Annotated in this window: 21 protein-coding genes; 4 read left to right on the plus strand and 17 right to left on the minus strand. The window is 27.6% G+C overall.

The window, feature by feature from the left end; genetic code table 11:
• Positions 1-97 precede the first annotated feature (97 nt).
• Together Q8S45_RS13575 and Q8S45_RS13580 are read left to right on the plus strand one after the other, a co-directional pair.
• Positions 98-250: a hypothetical protein gene (locus Q8S45_RS13575; protein WP_305606019.1), complete on the plus strand. Its 153-nt coding sequence runs from the start codon at positions 98-100 to the stop codon at positions 248-250.
• 105 nt (positions 251-355) lie between these two features.
• The gene (locus Q8S45_RS13580; protein ID WP_305606022.1) at positions 356-1,471 is read left to right on the plus strand and encodes an AAA family ATPase; all 1,116 of its coding nucleotides are present in this window, start codon (positions 356-358) and stop codon (positions 1,469-1,471) included.
• Between the two features lie 175 nt (positions 1,472-1,646).
• Here Q8S45_RS13580 and Q8S45_RS13585 read toward each other — a convergent pair whose 3' ends face one another.
• The 16 genes from Q8S45_RS13585 to Q8S45_RS13660 form a co-directional block, all read right to left on the minus strand.
• Positions 1,647-2,309, minus strand: coding sequence for an NUMOD1 domain-containing DNA-binding protein (locus Q8S45_RS13585; protein ID WP_305606025.1), 663 nt, complete (start codon positions 2,307-2,309; stop codon positions 1,647-1,649).
• Positions 2,290-3,360, minus strand: coding sequence for an AAA family ATPase (locus Q8S45_RS13590; protein WP_305606027.1), 1,071 nt, complete (start codon positions 3,358-3,360; stop codon positions 2,290-2,292). The genes Q8S45_RS13585 and Q8S45_RS13590 overlap by 20 nt, the downstream gene beginning before the upstream one ends.
• A 470-nt stretch (positions 3,361-3,830) precedes the next feature.
• Positions 3,831-4,088: a hypothetical protein gene (locus Q8S45_RS13595; protein ID WP_305606028.1), complete on the minus strand. Its 258-nt coding sequence runs from the start codon at positions 4,086-4,088 to the stop codon at positions 3,831-3,833.
• A 63-nt stretch (positions 4,089-4,151) separates the two neighbouring features.
• A complete protein-coding gene (locus tag Q8S45_RS13600) occupies positions 4,152-5,129 on the minus strand; it encodes a DUF3871 family protein (protein WP_305606031.1) in 978 nt (325 codons plus the stop codon).
• Entirely contained in the window at positions 5,110-6,015 is a 906-nt protein-coding gene (locus tag Q8S45_RS13605) for an AAA family ATPase (RefSeq protein WP_305606034.1), read from the minus strand. The genes Q8S45_RS13600 and Q8S45_RS13605 overlap by 20 nt, the downstream gene beginning before the upstream one ends.
• Before the next feature lie 118 nt (positions 6,016-6,133).
• Positions 6,134-6,478 (minus strand): hypothetical protein, encoded by a 345-nt coding sequence (locus Q8S45_RS13610; protein WP_305606045.1) that lies wholly within the window; start codon positions 6,476-6,478, stop codon positions 6,134-6,136.
• Positions 6,479-6,610: 132 nt separating this feature from the next.
• Positions 6,611-7,390 (minus strand): hypothetical protein, encoded by a 780-nt coding sequence (locus Q8S45_RS13615; RefSeq protein ID WP_305606047.1) that lies wholly within the window; start codon positions 7,388-7,390, stop codon positions 6,611-6,613.
• A 43-nt stretch (positions 7,391-7,433) separates the two neighbouring features.
• Positions 7,434-8,030 (minus strand): hypothetical protein, encoded by a 597-nt coding sequence (locus tag Q8S45_RS13620; RefSeq protein ID WP_305606050.1) that lies wholly within the window; start codon positions 8,028-8,030, stop codon positions 7,434-7,436.
• A 107-nt stretch (positions 8,031-8,137) separates the two neighbouring features.
• Complete coding sequence (locus tag Q8S45_RS13625) at positions 8,138-8,494, minus strand: hypothetical protein (RefSeq protein ID WP_305606053.1); 357 nt, start codon at positions 8,492-8,494, stop codon at positions 8,138-8,140.
• Positions 8,495-8,499: 5 nt separating this feature from the next.
• Positions 8,500-8,706, minus strand: a complete 207-nt coding sequence (locus Q8S45_RS13630) for a hypothetical protein (RefSeq protein ID WP_305606056.1) — start codon at positions 8,704-8,706, stop codon at positions 8,500-8,502.
• Positions 8,707-8,710: 4 nt separating this feature from the next.
• The gene (locus Q8S45_RS13635; protein WP_305606058.1) at positions 8,711-9,142 is read right to left on the minus strand and encodes a hypothetical protein; all 432 of its coding nucleotides are present in this window, start codon (positions 9,140-9,142) and stop codon (positions 8,711-8,713) included.
• Positions 9,143-9,156: 14 nt separating this feature from the next.
• Entirely contained in the window at positions 9,157-9,579 is a 423-nt protein-coding gene (locus Q8S45_RS13640) for a hypothetical protein (RefSeq protein ID WP_305606061.1), read from the minus strand.
• The gene (locus Q8S45_RS13645; RefSeq protein WP_305606063.1) at positions 9,569-9,736 is read right to left on the minus strand and encodes a hypothetical protein; all 168 of its coding nucleotides are present in this window, start codon (positions 9,734-9,736) and stop codon (positions 9,569-9,571) included. Before Q8S45_RS13645 ends, Q8S45_RS13640 begins: the two co-directional genes overlap by 11 nt.
• Positions 9,737-9,792: 56 nt before the next feature.
• Positions 9,793-10,278, minus strand: a complete 486-nt coding sequence (locus tag Q8S45_RS13650) for a hypothetical protein (RefSeq protein WP_305606064.1) — start codon at positions 10,276-10,278, stop codon at positions 9,793-9,795.
• Position 10,279: 1 nt separating this feature from the next.
• A complete protein-coding gene (locus Q8S45_RS13655; RefSeq protein ID WP_305606067.1) occupies positions 10,280-10,459 on the minus strand; it encodes a hypothetical protein in 180 nt (59 codons plus the stop codon).
• 23 nt (positions 10,460-10,482) lie between these two features.
• Positions 10,483-10,905, minus strand: a complete 423-nt coding sequence (locus tag Q8S45_RS13660) for a hypothetical protein (RefSeq protein WP_305606070.1) — start codon at positions 10,903-10,905, stop codon at positions 10,483-10,485.
• 84 nt (positions 10,906-10,989) lie between these two features.
• Between Q8S45_RS13660 and Q8S45_RS13665 the strand changes: the two genes are divergently transcribed.
• The gene (locus tag Q8S45_RS13665; protein WP_305606073.1) at positions 10,990-11,214 is read left to right on the plus strand and encodes a helix-turn-helix domain-containing protein; all 225 of its coding nucleotides are present in this window, start codon (positions 10,990-10,992) and stop codon (positions 11,212-11,214) included.
• Positions 11,215-11,291: 77 nt separating this feature from the next.
• Here Q8S45_RS13665 and Q8S45_RS13670 read toward each other — a convergent pair whose 3' ends face one another.
• Positions 11,292-11,432, minus strand: a complete 141-nt coding sequence (locus Q8S45_RS13670; RefSeq protein WP_305606075.1) for a hypothetical protein — start codon at positions 11,430-11,432, stop codon at positions 11,292-11,294.
• A gap of 187 nt (positions 11,433-11,619) precedes the next feature.
• On the opposite strand from Q8S45_RS13670, the gene Q8S45_RS13675 reads away from it, so the two are divergent.
• Positions 11,620-12,288, plus strand: coding sequence for a hypothetical protein (locus Q8S45_RS13675; protein WP_305606078.1), 669 nt, complete (start codon positions 11,620-11,622; stop codon positions 12,286-12,288).
• Positions 12,289-12,298 lie beyond the last annotated feature (10 nt).

A 12,298-nucleotide genomic window follows, 5' to 3' on the forward strand; every position in this document is an offset into this window, starting at 1 on the left:
CATGAAAAACTTAAAGAAAATTTAGAAAACCATATGCAAATGTTAGTTCAAAATCCAGATAGAGTTCAAAAATATTTCAATCATAAAGACATCAAATATGCAGCTTGATAAAATTCCGTTAAATAACCGTCAGGTTAATAGTACAAACCGACAAACATTCAACAAAGGATTTGCTACGTCCGAAAAATCTAGTTTTTTTTTAGTAGATTATATATATCCGTCTACAAGAAATTATATGGATACCTATTAGATGAAAAAAACTCTAAAAAGAAGTAACTACAATTAAATTTCAACTCATTTATTTTTGTAAATTGTCCTGTCCTTTATATATAATTAAATTGGGACAATTTTATTTATGAAGGATGATTTTAATACTAATGACATTCCCGAAGAGGAATTAGTAGGTAAGACACGAATTGACTTAAGTAAGTTTGATATACCTGAAGTTACAGTGACTAAAAAAACTCAGGAGCCTTCTACTAAAAAAACAGAATCAAATAATGACTTTAAGAAGAAAAAAGTTGACAAGATTATTAATATTGACAAAACGACATTTAATGCTTATGAATTATATAATTTTTCTGTAGGAGAAATACCTAAACTTCTAAATCCATTCTTACAAACTGTTGGGTTAGCATCTTTGGTAGGAACATCAGATAGTGGTAAATCTACATTTTTAAGACAATTAAGTATTGCTATTACCCTTAATTTAAAGGAATTCTCAGGGTTTAAATTGAATTGCAAGCATAATAGAGTAATATATGTAAGTACTGAAGATGATTCTTCCTCAGTAAGTTATTCAATAAGAAAACAAATTGAATATCTAAAAAAAGCACATAGCATAGAGAATTTAGAAGGATTAAAAAATCTTGAATTTATATTTGACTCAGATGAATTGTATACAAACTTATCTAAGAAATTAGATAAAAGCCCTGTTGATTTAATTATCATAGATGCTTTTGCTGATGTGTTTTCAAAAGAAATAAATGCTAATACACAAGTTAGAAATTTTCTTAATTCTTACGATAAATTGGCTAAAAAACATCAGTGTTTAATTCTATTTCTTCATCATATAGGTAAAAGAACCAATCAAAAAGCCCCTTCAAAAGATAGTATAATTGGTTCACAAGGCTTTGAAGCTAAAATGAGAGTTGTTTTAGAGATAAGACCAAACTATAGTAATGATAAACAAAAGGATTTATGGGTTTTAAAATCTAACTTTTTAGATTCAAAATATAAAAAACAAAGTTATATTCTTGATTTTAATAAAGATTTCATTTTTAATAACACTGGACGTAGAGGAAGTAAAGCAATTAATGCAAAATCCAACAATACTGAATTAGTAGAAAAGGTTATCTCTCTTAACAAAGAAGGTGTGTCTTATAGAAAAATTGAAGCAGAATTAAAAAATACTGAATTTCAAGTCAGCAAGTCTGTAATTGCTGAAATCATAAAGAAGAATACTGATTAAATTATACTAAAAATAAACTCCTTCATTTTCATAATTGAACTATTCAACAAAACAAATTGTAACATAAATAACTAGAGTTTCTAATTTCTTTATTTTGTGAAGTATTGGCATATAAAAAACCCAACTCTAATTAAAGAAGTTGGGTTTAAAAATTATTAAATACTTAATTGCTAAGTTACGAATACTTCCAAATATAACCCCCACTATTGGCTCTTTCCCCTCTACAAGATCTAGAAATACACGTCTTACTCAATCCTATTTGTCTTGATGCATCTGCAACTGAAACAAATTTAGAAATAAAAGAACCTTCAAGGGAATATTGTAATACTTCCTTTTTTCTTGTATCTAAATCTGGCTTAAAAGGTTCAGTAAAATTATAACTCCAATAAAACCCATTATATGCTTTATTTACACTTAAACAAGCTCTACTAATGCATTGTTTAGTTGCATTCACTGCATTGCCTGCATCCGTTAAACAATTATAAGAATTAACTAAAATTCCATCTATCAAATTATATTGATAAACAGTTTTCTTAAAATCTCCACCTATTGAACTATTGTAACCAGCATCTTTGGAATTAAATTCATTGATATATTTCTGTTCCATTTGTGCTAATTCATCTGCACATGATGCAGTGTCAACTTGCTCCCATTTAAAAGCCTCAGCACCATAAGTGCCGATTGCTTCTTGAAATTTTCCTTCTTCACCTCTGGCTGCTCTTTCCAAATGATCTAACTTACGTTGATGTATTGAATTTGTTGTTGCTCCAATGTAAAGCTCTCCATTTACTGTATTTTGAGCTTTATATATAATATAATTATACTCTTCTTTCATCATCTCCTTCATTTTTAATGTATTTATAATTAACAGAAGCGTAATTACCTAAACTTGGGCTAAATATTTTACGTTCCTTTTCTAAATTTTGTAAATAACTCCCATATTGCCTCTCCTTTATTCCTAAATCATTTGATAGGATATTATATAGTTCTTTTTTAGTATAAGTACAGGTACTGTTATTGTCTAAATAACTACTAATTATTTCAGGTTTTTCAGTTGCTCTTCTCTTATCAGTTCTTGCTAATAATTCATCCTCATCAACATCATTTAAGTGATTTAACCAACAGCTATTATCAATTTCAAATTCTTTAACTATATCGCTATCATCAGGTGCATACCTAAAGAAAACATTTTTTACATATCTATGATTTTTACTGGTCCTACTTACTCCAATTGCGAAATCAGATTCTTGAGCAAATACAGCACTTCCTTTAATCTTATCCATTGTAATTGGACAATCAAACATTTTAGTAGTATGATGTATACAAATTAGTGTGATTTTCAAATCATAACATACTTCCCTTAATTTTTGCATCAACTTTTCAGAATCAGCACTATTTTCTAATTGCCCTAAATTCATTCTGGTAATACTATCAATAAAAACAACTTCAGCTTCGGAATCCATAATCGTATTAATCAAATTATCATAATCAGATTCTCTAACTATTCTTTTCGAAAAATCAATTGGTTGAAATCTGTAATTCTCACCAATTAGCAGTTGTTCTTCTTCATTTAATACTTCAAACTGCATTCGATTTCTTTCGATTCTACTTAACCAAAATTCTTCCAAACCAACAAATAATACCTTTTTAGGAATTCCATCTAGAGGATATTCAAAAAACTCATCCTTACCCATAGCAATGCTCATTGCTAAATTTTCACAAAAAATTGTTTTGCCACTTTTACTTGGACCAAAAACCAATCCAAATGATTTTTCTTTAATCCCACTCCATAAAAAATTTGTTTTAGGTGCGGTCTCATACTTCACCAGCATTTCATTCAACGTAAGGAATCTTTTCTCACTTACTTCTTCATTTTTAATATTTTCCATATTATCTAATATTTTACTCTTGCAATATTCAACAACAGTATTTATAATTATTAAAAGGATTGGAATATTATACCATCAAAAAAGCCATATTCCTAATTAATGGATATAGCTCAATACAATATATTAGATTCTATTTTTGGTTTCTTTTTTTTCTCTTTAGTTTCTTATTTTTATCTATTTTTCTCCCTAATAATGACAGTATCAACCCTCACTAAACAAATACAAAGATACGAAAAAAAAACGAGATTTCCTAATTTATATTCAATTATTTTCACTTATTATGTTAATTTTTTATAATATTCATAATTATATTGTATAATATTTATAATTACATCCTGCATTAATATGTCAAATCAATGCAATTAATGCAGTAGATGCAATTATTAAACTAGTTAAGGCATTTTCAGTGGCTTTGATAGAGGAGTGCCGTCTCAAAAGTTGGTTATCAAAATACAGTATCTCCTAATTATTTACTTATCTTCTACTATGAAATCAAAGTAATGATAATAATAAGCTTGTCCATTTATTATATAAACGGTTTTTAATTCTTGTGTAATTTTAATTCTATCTACCCAAACTACTTGCCCTTTCTTTAATGTTCCAACATCAGTCAAGACGAGAACTTCGAAAGGACAAAATAGTATTTTGAGTAAATTATTATAAGTAACAATCCAGAGTTCTTTAGGATTACTAAATTGTAATAATTTCAATAATTCTTTTTCATTCATATTTTATTTGTAGGTGAATAATTACAACTTGAACTTCATCAAATTGAAAAAATAGCTATAATATTAATTAGACAGTAGCCAGTTTGGAACGTTGTTTTGTATTGAATTACCTAGGTTATTGATTAACTCGTATGCATTTACATTACGCTCAAAATTTGAATCTATGTAACTGCTCTTGTTGGCTTCAGTAAAAAGATTGTATAAACTCCATAAATTAATAGAGCCATCTTTATTTCTACTGAAGTTTGGACAGTTATAATAATCCTTTACCACATTGTTTATCTGGCTGTCATTTAGTGTAATTGGAAATACGCTTTTTTGCGCATTCTTTTCCAAATGCTGATACATTCTGGCTTTTCCAATAAAGTGTGCAAATTGCTTTTCAGACAACTGATATCTACTCATTTTTTCCATATTACCTAAATGCTTTTCTGAATTATAACCTGAAAACAATTGAGTCATTTGTTGTTCTAATTCTAAAATAGATCCTATTCTTATTTCATTTGAAAAACCATCTGTAGAAATACAGAGATTTGTGCAAACCTTGTTTTTAAACCCTATAAAAACTTTAAATTTTTCCAATGATTTTCTGCTATACAAATTCTCTTGGTTGTAGGCTCTTACACCGCCAACACTTAACGTAAGCTCGTTACCATTCACAATTTGTTTCACACCAGGAATATCAATAATAAAAGCACATCGTTCATAATACACTGTCTTTTCAAAATCCCTCAATTCTTTAGCTGGTTTCCCAATAGCTGAGGGAATTCTCCCCTTCACAATATGGCTCACTCTTATATCTGGCTCATTTACTTGCATCTCAGGAAATAACTTTTGAACCACTTCACTTGCTTTATCTATAAACTGATAATGACTTAAAGTTGATTCATTATCTTTTGAAAACACAGGTATGATGCAATCCTTTTGTAGGTGGTTTAAAGTCACCTGTTCTGTGTTTGCTTCAATAAAATTTCCTTTACTTACAGTATTAATTACTTGTTCTTTTGGGATTATTTGCGTATTACTTGCTATCAATTCCATTTGATGTGTTTTTAGACGGTTGAACAATTTGATTATTAGGTATTATTTGAGAAGTTACATTTTCAATTTCTGCCTTTCTTTGAATGACACTATCCTTGATTTTTATTTGGTAGGTTGGATATTTAGAATAGATGTGTCGTAACCCTTCTAATGTTGTACATTGATTTATTTCAGAAAAGATATTTTGAAGTAGTTCCTGCTCTGACTTCCCATCATTACACCATTCCTTTAAAATCTTTCCTGTTCCTTTTGAGATTACAAACTCTGGTTTATTCATAAATAAGCCTGTTCTATCTTTTGAAGCTACTGCTAAATGCTTGTCATTTATGAGTTCAAAATTGGTGGTTAATTCATATTCAAATCCTTCTCTGGTTATCTCCTTGGTTCCGTGTTTAATTACTTTGGTTCTACCGTTTGAATCACTATCCAATGAATAGTCAATTTTTCTTCTAGCAGTTGTAATTACGTGACATTTCGATTGTAAAATAGCATCAATAAAAGCTTGATGCCTTGGACTTATTCTTGCCCAGTCCTGAAACCTACCACCTAACTGCTCGTGTAACTGCAAACAACCTCCTTTACCATTCCATTCGTGTGTAATGCTATCAATGATAATAACTTCTAATTTAGCCTTTTCACACATTTTAATGGCTTCTATATACCTTTCTGGACTATAAGGTTCCTCTAGTGACAATACGTTAAACTCTCCTAAATGTGCATACAAACTTGCACTGTTATTTTCAGTATCAATAATGGCTATTTTTGACCAGTCATTGGTAATTCCATAGGCTAATAATAAAGCAGAATAGCTTTTGCCAAATCCACTTGCACCACTTAATCCAAGTCGTAATTTTACTTGATTTCTTTGCGCTTGTTCTAATTTCATAATAATAGTATTTAGTGTTTATAATTAATTTTGTGATTGCTACTAATTGTCTAAAAAAAAGACAAAAAAAGGAGCTACATTGCTGTAACTCCTCATTCTAATTGATACTGTTTGAAGTTTAAAATACTTCTTCTTTCATAATAACATTCTCTTTCAAAATGCTTTCTTCCTCACCAACATACTCGAATTTATGCGTTAAGGTTATTATTTCTCCTGAATTTGGAATTGCGTACTCATAAGGTTCAGAATCTACCCTTTTTACTTGTCCAGGTAATTGTGTTCCTTTTAAAGTTTCACAAATTAATTCATTAAAAGTACAGGAAACTCTAGCTGTTCTAGCAGTTAAATAAGTACTTCCTGTTTCTTGACTTTTTACAGCTTCTATCCCACCTTGTACTATAAGTGAATTAAAAGTTGTTCCATCCTCTCTTTGATACGTTTTGTAATCTACAATTGTTACCATAGTTTTTAAAATTTTAAGATTATTTAAGGCACGGGGGTATCCCGCAAAACCAAAAGAGAGTGGGGGTTGAAGACTAGATTAAGTCGCTTTCACTTTTCTAAAAAAAATTGAAAAAAATTTTGGCAAAAAAAATTAATATGTAAAAACAGCCTTACCCGTTTCCCCATTTGAAACTCTTACATAAGTAACTTGGATTGGATAATTATCCGAATTATATTGATAATTAGCTGTATATACTAATGTCCCATCTCTATAAATCTTTGTCGCATTATTTATGTAATAAAAGTCAAAGAAATAATCAAAAACTTGAATATTAATATATTCAACATATCCAAATTTTCTAAACAATATATTCATTGGATTAATACCATCGTCAAATTCAAATGTATATATACTTTGGTAGGATTTTCCTTCATTATAAATTACCTTGTCAATTTGATTATTCTTATAATAAATATTTACAGATTCACAATCAGAATCAGAACATTCTACACTTTGAACCAACCCTTTACTATCAAAATTATATTGCTTACTTCTACTTTTAAATGCATTGTTATTTAACCAAACATATTCTATCAAATATTCATTATCATTAAAATTACTAGCATAATTAAAATTTAGTGCTACCGAATTATTTGGCACATTACTATTGTCATAATACTGCTTGATTTTGCTAATCTTATTATTTGAATTATATGTATAAACTTCATAATTACCCCTATTTAACACACTGCTTTTTGTTAGCTTATTATCTTCATAATAAAAATGACTGCCACTTTCAGAACCACTATACAAAATATCTTTTATAAGTTTAACACTATTAGGTTCCTCAATAATATTAATATCATCTTTAGATTCATCACCACACGAATATTGTAGTAGAATTATGGTTAAAACAGTAAATAATTTCATCTTGTTAATTTTTTCATAGAATTTCATAATAATTGATTTTTAATTAATTTGTGATTTTTATGGATTTATGTTTAATCGTTTTAAGAAGTACTAGTTCAAACCCTGAAACTTGATACAATTCCTGTTCGCTTTCATCGGCATTACCATCTAATATGGTAACAAATTGTTTTGTTTTTTTATTCAATTTTTGAATTCTGATATAATCCCAATCTTCGATATGTTTATATTTTTTTTGTTCTATATCATATAAGTAATATTTAGACCAAATTACCTTTCCAGAATCAATTGGTAATGAGAAATCTATATATCCATCCATATTATAATCAAAGAAAGATATTCCAATTTCACCTAAAGCTATAACATCTTCTATCTTTTCAATTGTATTTATCAAGAGGTTTTTCTTGAATATTTTTAAGGTTTTTATTCCTCCATAATATCCAATATTATCTGAATAAAATAATTTATCATCCCAAATTACATCAAATCTAAATTCATCTATGGTAAAACTTTTGGTTTTCTTCGTTACTGTAAAATGTTTTAGGTCATTATCTTTTAATACCAACCATTCCTTATTTTTTATATTTTGTGAATAGGATATTAAGTTGATGAAGACTAATAAAATAATTAGAATTTTTTTCATTTTGTTTATTCTTAAAGTTGAATTAATTATATAAATATTCATTTTGATAAACTAGATGTATTTTACAACTGAATTTACACAAAACATTTTATAGAGCATAGTTATTATTAATCCCAATATAAATCCCCCATACTAAAACGTAGGTTTTGAGTATTGCATTTAGGACATTTATATGTCCCATTTGTCAATAAAAGTTCCCTTCCCAATTCAAAAGCATGCCAACTTTCAATAACTTGTTTTCCTTTCTCACCAATTAATAACCTGTTGTCAAATGCAATAATATTTTCCTCTCCACATTCAGGACATTTTGGATTTAAATCCAGAAGATTCACTTCAACTACATCAGAACAATTTTTACAAAAACAAGGGAAAAAACACTCATAAGAAGATGACTCCATTCCACCTCCTATTAAAATGCTTTTATTTAAACCACACTTACAACTAACTTTGACTTGTGAACCCATAATATCTAAGAATTACATTTAGAAAAGATAAATAATAAAACAATTCCAATAATCAATCCAATAATTAAAGTCTTGGTATTACTTTGTTTATTGTCTTTTACATTATTGGTTCCTTCATTCCATTCTCTAAATCCTCTTCCTGCTAGAAAACTAAATATTACAAAAAAAACCAAAGCAATTACACCTGCAAATACTATAAATAAAGAATCCATAATACTATATTTTTGGTATGAAACGGTATTTACCTGAAAAAGAACCCTCAGATTCAAAATGAAAAATTATATTTAAAATATTTTCACTGTCCCAACAAAAACTTCCATTAAAGGGATTCTTATCATCTAATGCTTTAAAATATTCTCCATCAATTACAACCTCTCTATCAAAATAGCCAGAATTTGAACTGAAGTTATCCACAATATCTAACAATTCCCCTTCGGTATAATAATTACCAACCAAAAGTTCAACCTTATCATTAAATTTAGAGAACCTAATATCATTTTTTTTAAAATAAACTAAATGATATCTTGGTTTTTCATCTTTATCCATTAACGCAACATTAAACATTCTTTCAAGCCTGCTTGGTTTCTCATAATCGCTTTTGGTACATTTTTTAATATATAAACCCTTATCGTATGTTTTTAAATTCATTGAGTACTTTTTTATTAATTAAAAATTCCTATTAGCATAAACACAAAAATTAATGATAGCAGTGCACTCACAAGACAACCTCCTGATTTTTTCTTTACATACCCTTTTTTAAGTGCTACGTATTCTTCCTTACTAAAATGATTTAAACTGGTTTCATATATTACACTTTGCCATTCTGATTCAGATATATCAGAACTAATAGCTTTTGTATCACTTTGGACAATTGATTTAAATCCTAACATAGTGACAATGCTAAAATAAACTAATCCATTTTTTAACCTTGTCAATTCATAATAATCAAAGCCCTTGTCAAAATTTCGAAGGGGAATATAATACGATATTTTAATAGAATCATCTGACACAAGTTTTGGATTTTTATCTCCAATATAAAACAACAATGCATTCTTAAAATTTGGATATTCATCTTTAATTTTCATCTTTTTTACTTTTTTTGTTATTCCTAAAGCTACTTAATATTATAATTACGACCCCCGCTAATGCCATTACTAACATTTTAGCTTGCTCCGCACCAGTACTAGCAAATAAATTGGTTATTGAAAAAATTAATAGTCCTAATGTTAGTTTTGTTTTCATAATCTATTCTTATATTATTTATTTTAAATTTTACACCTATTACAATTAGTATCAACTTAAAAACAATTAAGCTCATCTTTTAAAACAAATTTATTTTCAGTAACTGTTGAGCCTTTTAAATGGCCTTCCAAATAAAAAAACACACTTTTAAGAGGGTATTTTTTTAATTCCTCAAAATCAACTTTTCCAATTTTATACAAGCCCATTGATACATCCCTTCCGTTCATAACTATAGTTTCCGACATTAATGGAACTAAATCAATTCCCTTAATATTTGTTGTTTGAATTATTGCATTTTTGGTTAATTTTTTAGGAACCATTGATTTAAACAACACAGAAATATTCAACATTAACTCATCAGTAGTAATATTTTTGTAGATGGAAATGCCAACTTCATATTCAGATTGACGTATTACTGGCTGAGGATTAAAGTATTTAATCACATTGCCATCAGGTCTAACAGTAGTTTTTAAATTACATTGACTTATTGAAGGTGTAATTATTAAAATAATAAATGAAATTGTTATAATTATTTTTTTCATTTTATGCTTTTTTTGATGGCTTTAGCAATAGGTATGCAAACCAAGATATTAATACAATTGCTAATAAATGTCCAATTAATTCAGGAGCTTCATATGAACTAACTTGTTTAAAAAAACTCATTAACGAACCAAGTGTACCAATAATTAATAATACACCGGCAATAATTTTAATTGCTTTCATATTTTTAATTTACAGTTGAATATTTATGTGATTGTCATCGAATACAATATTTTTCCGTTAGATGGGTTTATTATTTCTGAAATAAAAATTGTACTATCACCTTTCATATAAGAATCAACTTGTAAATTATTTTTAGTTGATTTTCCCATATATTTATAAGAAGATTTTTTAATCTCATTGATAATATTTTTTTGCAATGAACTTTTAAATGTCATAAACAAAACAAGACCTTTCCCATTAAAACCAATTATTCCACTCCCATCATTAGCTTTCCATTGGGCACCTCCATTAATAGTTTTAAAATATGAATAGTCTTTACCTTTTAAAATTAGTTGTGTATCCTTTATAGACTTTGTTTTAAATGAAATAAGTTCATTTAGTGTAATATTTTGAGTGAATACTATTGTGGTAAATAGAATTAATAACAATGATATAGGTTTTCTCATAGCTTATTTATTTTTATTAAATAAAAGTTAAATATAGGCATATTTGCCTACTAATTAATACTAATACTCTACGAATTTTGCCTTGTGGAGTATTTAAATGATTCAGCGTTTTTAATAGCCTTTGGTAAGAACCTTAGAAAACACAGAAAAGCAAATGGTTTTTCCCAAGAACAACTTGCTTTTGATTTAGGTGTTGAAATTTCCCAAATAAGCAGAATTGAAAGAGGTATAATAAATACTTCAATTGTTAACATTAATTCTATTGCGAACGCCTTAAAAATTGACATAAAAATTTTATTTGATTTTTAGACAATATTTTTTTCAAACGCCATCACTCAAAACTACTTTCATTTACTAAATTTAGTATACGGATATCCGTAATGACTTCAAAAGAATGAGTCTTCTATCAACTCCTTTTTAAGACTTTCTTGAATTTCATCCCAGAAATACAAAAACTCTTCATTACCTTTCTTTTCATATATCATAATAACTTTTGAATGCTTATCCATCACAAGAATTGTATTCATTCCGCCAAGACATCCAACCAAAGAGTTTCTATAAAACGAATCTTTAAATACTCTTTCTACTTGGTTTTTTTTAAATTTGAGATTTTTTTTTGTTAAAAATTGTTTGCATAATTTTATTATATTTATCATTAATTATTATGCAATAATAAACACATCGAATGCAGCCTATCTGCATTGAAAAAATAAAATGCCCGTAAATTTAAATGCACTACTTCGATACAAAACTTTAGATGCTTGTCTTAGAAATAGGCAAATCAAATGCACAATTGATTTATTAATAGATAAATGCTCAGAAACTCTAAGTGAAAGTGTTGGCATTAATATTGGTATTTCAGAAAGAACAATCCGAAATGATATTAGAATTATGCGTAGTGATATTCTTGATTTTAATGCTCCAATAGTTTTTGAAAATGGATATTACAAATATAGTAATAATGATTATTCTATTTTTGACAGACCTATTCAAGAAATGGATTTATTAAAAGATGTTCAAAGCGTATTAGTTGAAAATTTTGATACTATAAATAATGAAAACATTCAACATTTAATAGTTGAATTAGCAAAAATTACCAAAATAAAAGTGCCAAAAAAATGTGTTCCAGAGGGGTATGGGATTTATGAAAGTGTTGAACCTGGAGCTATTAGAGAAATTAATCTTTATGAGGAAAAATTGAGAAAATATATTAATGACAAGTACCGTAGAACTAATAAAATAAAAAGATATTATTGGCCATTTTCACTATTTAAAAAACCTAAATTAATAGTTAATAAAAAAATGGAGAAGGAAAAATTTAATTGGGGAATTTTATTAGAATCCTTAAATAAGGATGAATATAAAACTATTACTTATAATTGATTTTTATAAA

Source organism: Lutibacter sp. (assembly GCF_030692605.1).
In the GTDB taxonomy this organism is placed as follows: domain Bacteria; phylum Bacteroidota; class Bacteroidia; order Flavobacteriales; family Flavobacteriaceae; genus Lutibacter.

What these genes read in the sequence shown, in the direction of transcription:
- Q8S45_RS13620 (WP_305606050.1), bottom strand. Translation starts at nt 8,030, where the DNA reads ATGAAAAAAATTCTAATTATTTTATTAGTCTTCATCAACTTAATATCC.
- Q8S45_RS13585 (WP_305606025.1), bottom strand. Translation starts at nt 2,309, where the DNA reads ATGATGAAAGAAGAGTATAATTATATTATATATAAAGCTCAAAATACA.
- Q8S45_RS13625 (WP_305606053.1), bottom strand. Translation starts at nt 8,494, where the DNA reads ATGGGTTCACAAGTCAAAGTTAGTTGTAAGTGTGGTTTAAATAAAAGC.
- Q8S45_RS13640 (WP_305606061.1), bottom strand. Translation starts at nt 9,579, where the DNA reads ATGAAAATTAAAGATGAATATCCAAATTTTAAGAATGCATTGTTGTTT.
- Q8S45_RS13660 (WP_305606070.1), bottom strand. Translation starts at nt 10,905, where the DNA reads ATGAGAAAACCTATATCATTGTTATTAATTCTATTTACCACAATAGTA.
- Q8S45_RS13670 (WP_305606075.1), bottom strand. Translation starts at nt 11,432, where the DNA reads ATGAATACAATTCTTGTGATGGATAAGCATTCAAAAGTTATTATGATA.
- Q8S45_RS13655 (WP_305606067.1), bottom strand. Translation starts at nt 10,459, where the DNA reads ATGAAAGCAATTAAAATTATTGCCGGTGTATTATTAATTATTGGTACA.
- Q8S45_RS13580 (WP_305606022.1), top strand. Translation starts at nt 356, where the DNA reads ATGAAGGATGATTTTAATACTAATGACATTCCCGAAGAGGAATTAGTA.
- Q8S45_RS13575 (WP_305606019.1), top strand. Translation starts at nt 98, where the DNA reads ATGCAGCTTGATAAAATTCCGTTAAATAACCGTCAGGTTAATAGTACA.
- Q8S45_RS13590 (WP_305606027.1), bottom strand. Translation starts at nt 3,360, where the DNA reads ATGGAAAATATTAAAAATGAAGAAGTAAGTGAGAAAAGATTCCTTACG.
- Q8S45_RS13610 (WP_305606045.1), bottom strand. Translation starts at nt 6,478, where the DNA reads ATGGTAACAATTGTAGATTACAAAACGTATCAAAGAGAGGATGGAACA.
- Q8S45_RS13630 (WP_305606056.1), bottom strand. Translation starts at nt 8,706, where the DNA reads ATGGATTCTTTATTTATAGTATTTGCAGGTGTAATTGCTTTGGTTTTT.
- Q8S45_RS13675 (WP_305606078.1), top strand. Translation starts at nt 11,620, where the DNA reads ATGCCCGTAAATTTAAATGCACTACTTCGATACAAAACTTTAGATGCT.
- Q8S45_RS13635 (WP_305606058.1), bottom strand. Translation starts at nt 9,142, where the DNA reads ATGAATTTAAAAACATACGATAAGGGTTTATATATTAAAAAATGTACC.
- Q8S45_RS13595 (WP_305606028.1), bottom strand. Translation starts at nt 4,088, where the DNA reads ATGAATGAAAAAGAATTATTGAAATTATTACAATTTAGTAATCCTAAA.
- Q8S45_RS13650 (WP_305606064.1), bottom strand. Translation starts at nt 10,278, where the DNA reads ATGAAAAAAATAATTATAACAATTTCATTTATTATTTTAATAATTACA.
- Q8S45_RS13645 (WP_305606063.1), bottom strand. Translation starts at nt 9,736, where the DNA reads ATGAAAACAAAACTAACATTAGGACTATTAATTTTTTCAATAACCAAT.
- Q8S45_RS13605 (WP_305606034.1), bottom strand. Translation starts at nt 6,015, where the DNA reads ATGAAATTAGAACAAGCGCAAAGAAATCAAGTAAAATTACGACTTGGA.
- Q8S45_RS13615 (WP_305606047.1), bottom strand. Translation starts at nt 7,390, where the DNA reads ATGAAATTATTTACTGTTTTAACCATAATTCTACTACAATATTCGTGT.
- Q8S45_RS13600 (WP_305606031.1), bottom strand. Translation starts at nt 5,129, where the DNA reads ATGGAATTGATAGCAAGTAATACGCAAATAATCCCAAAAGAACAAGTA.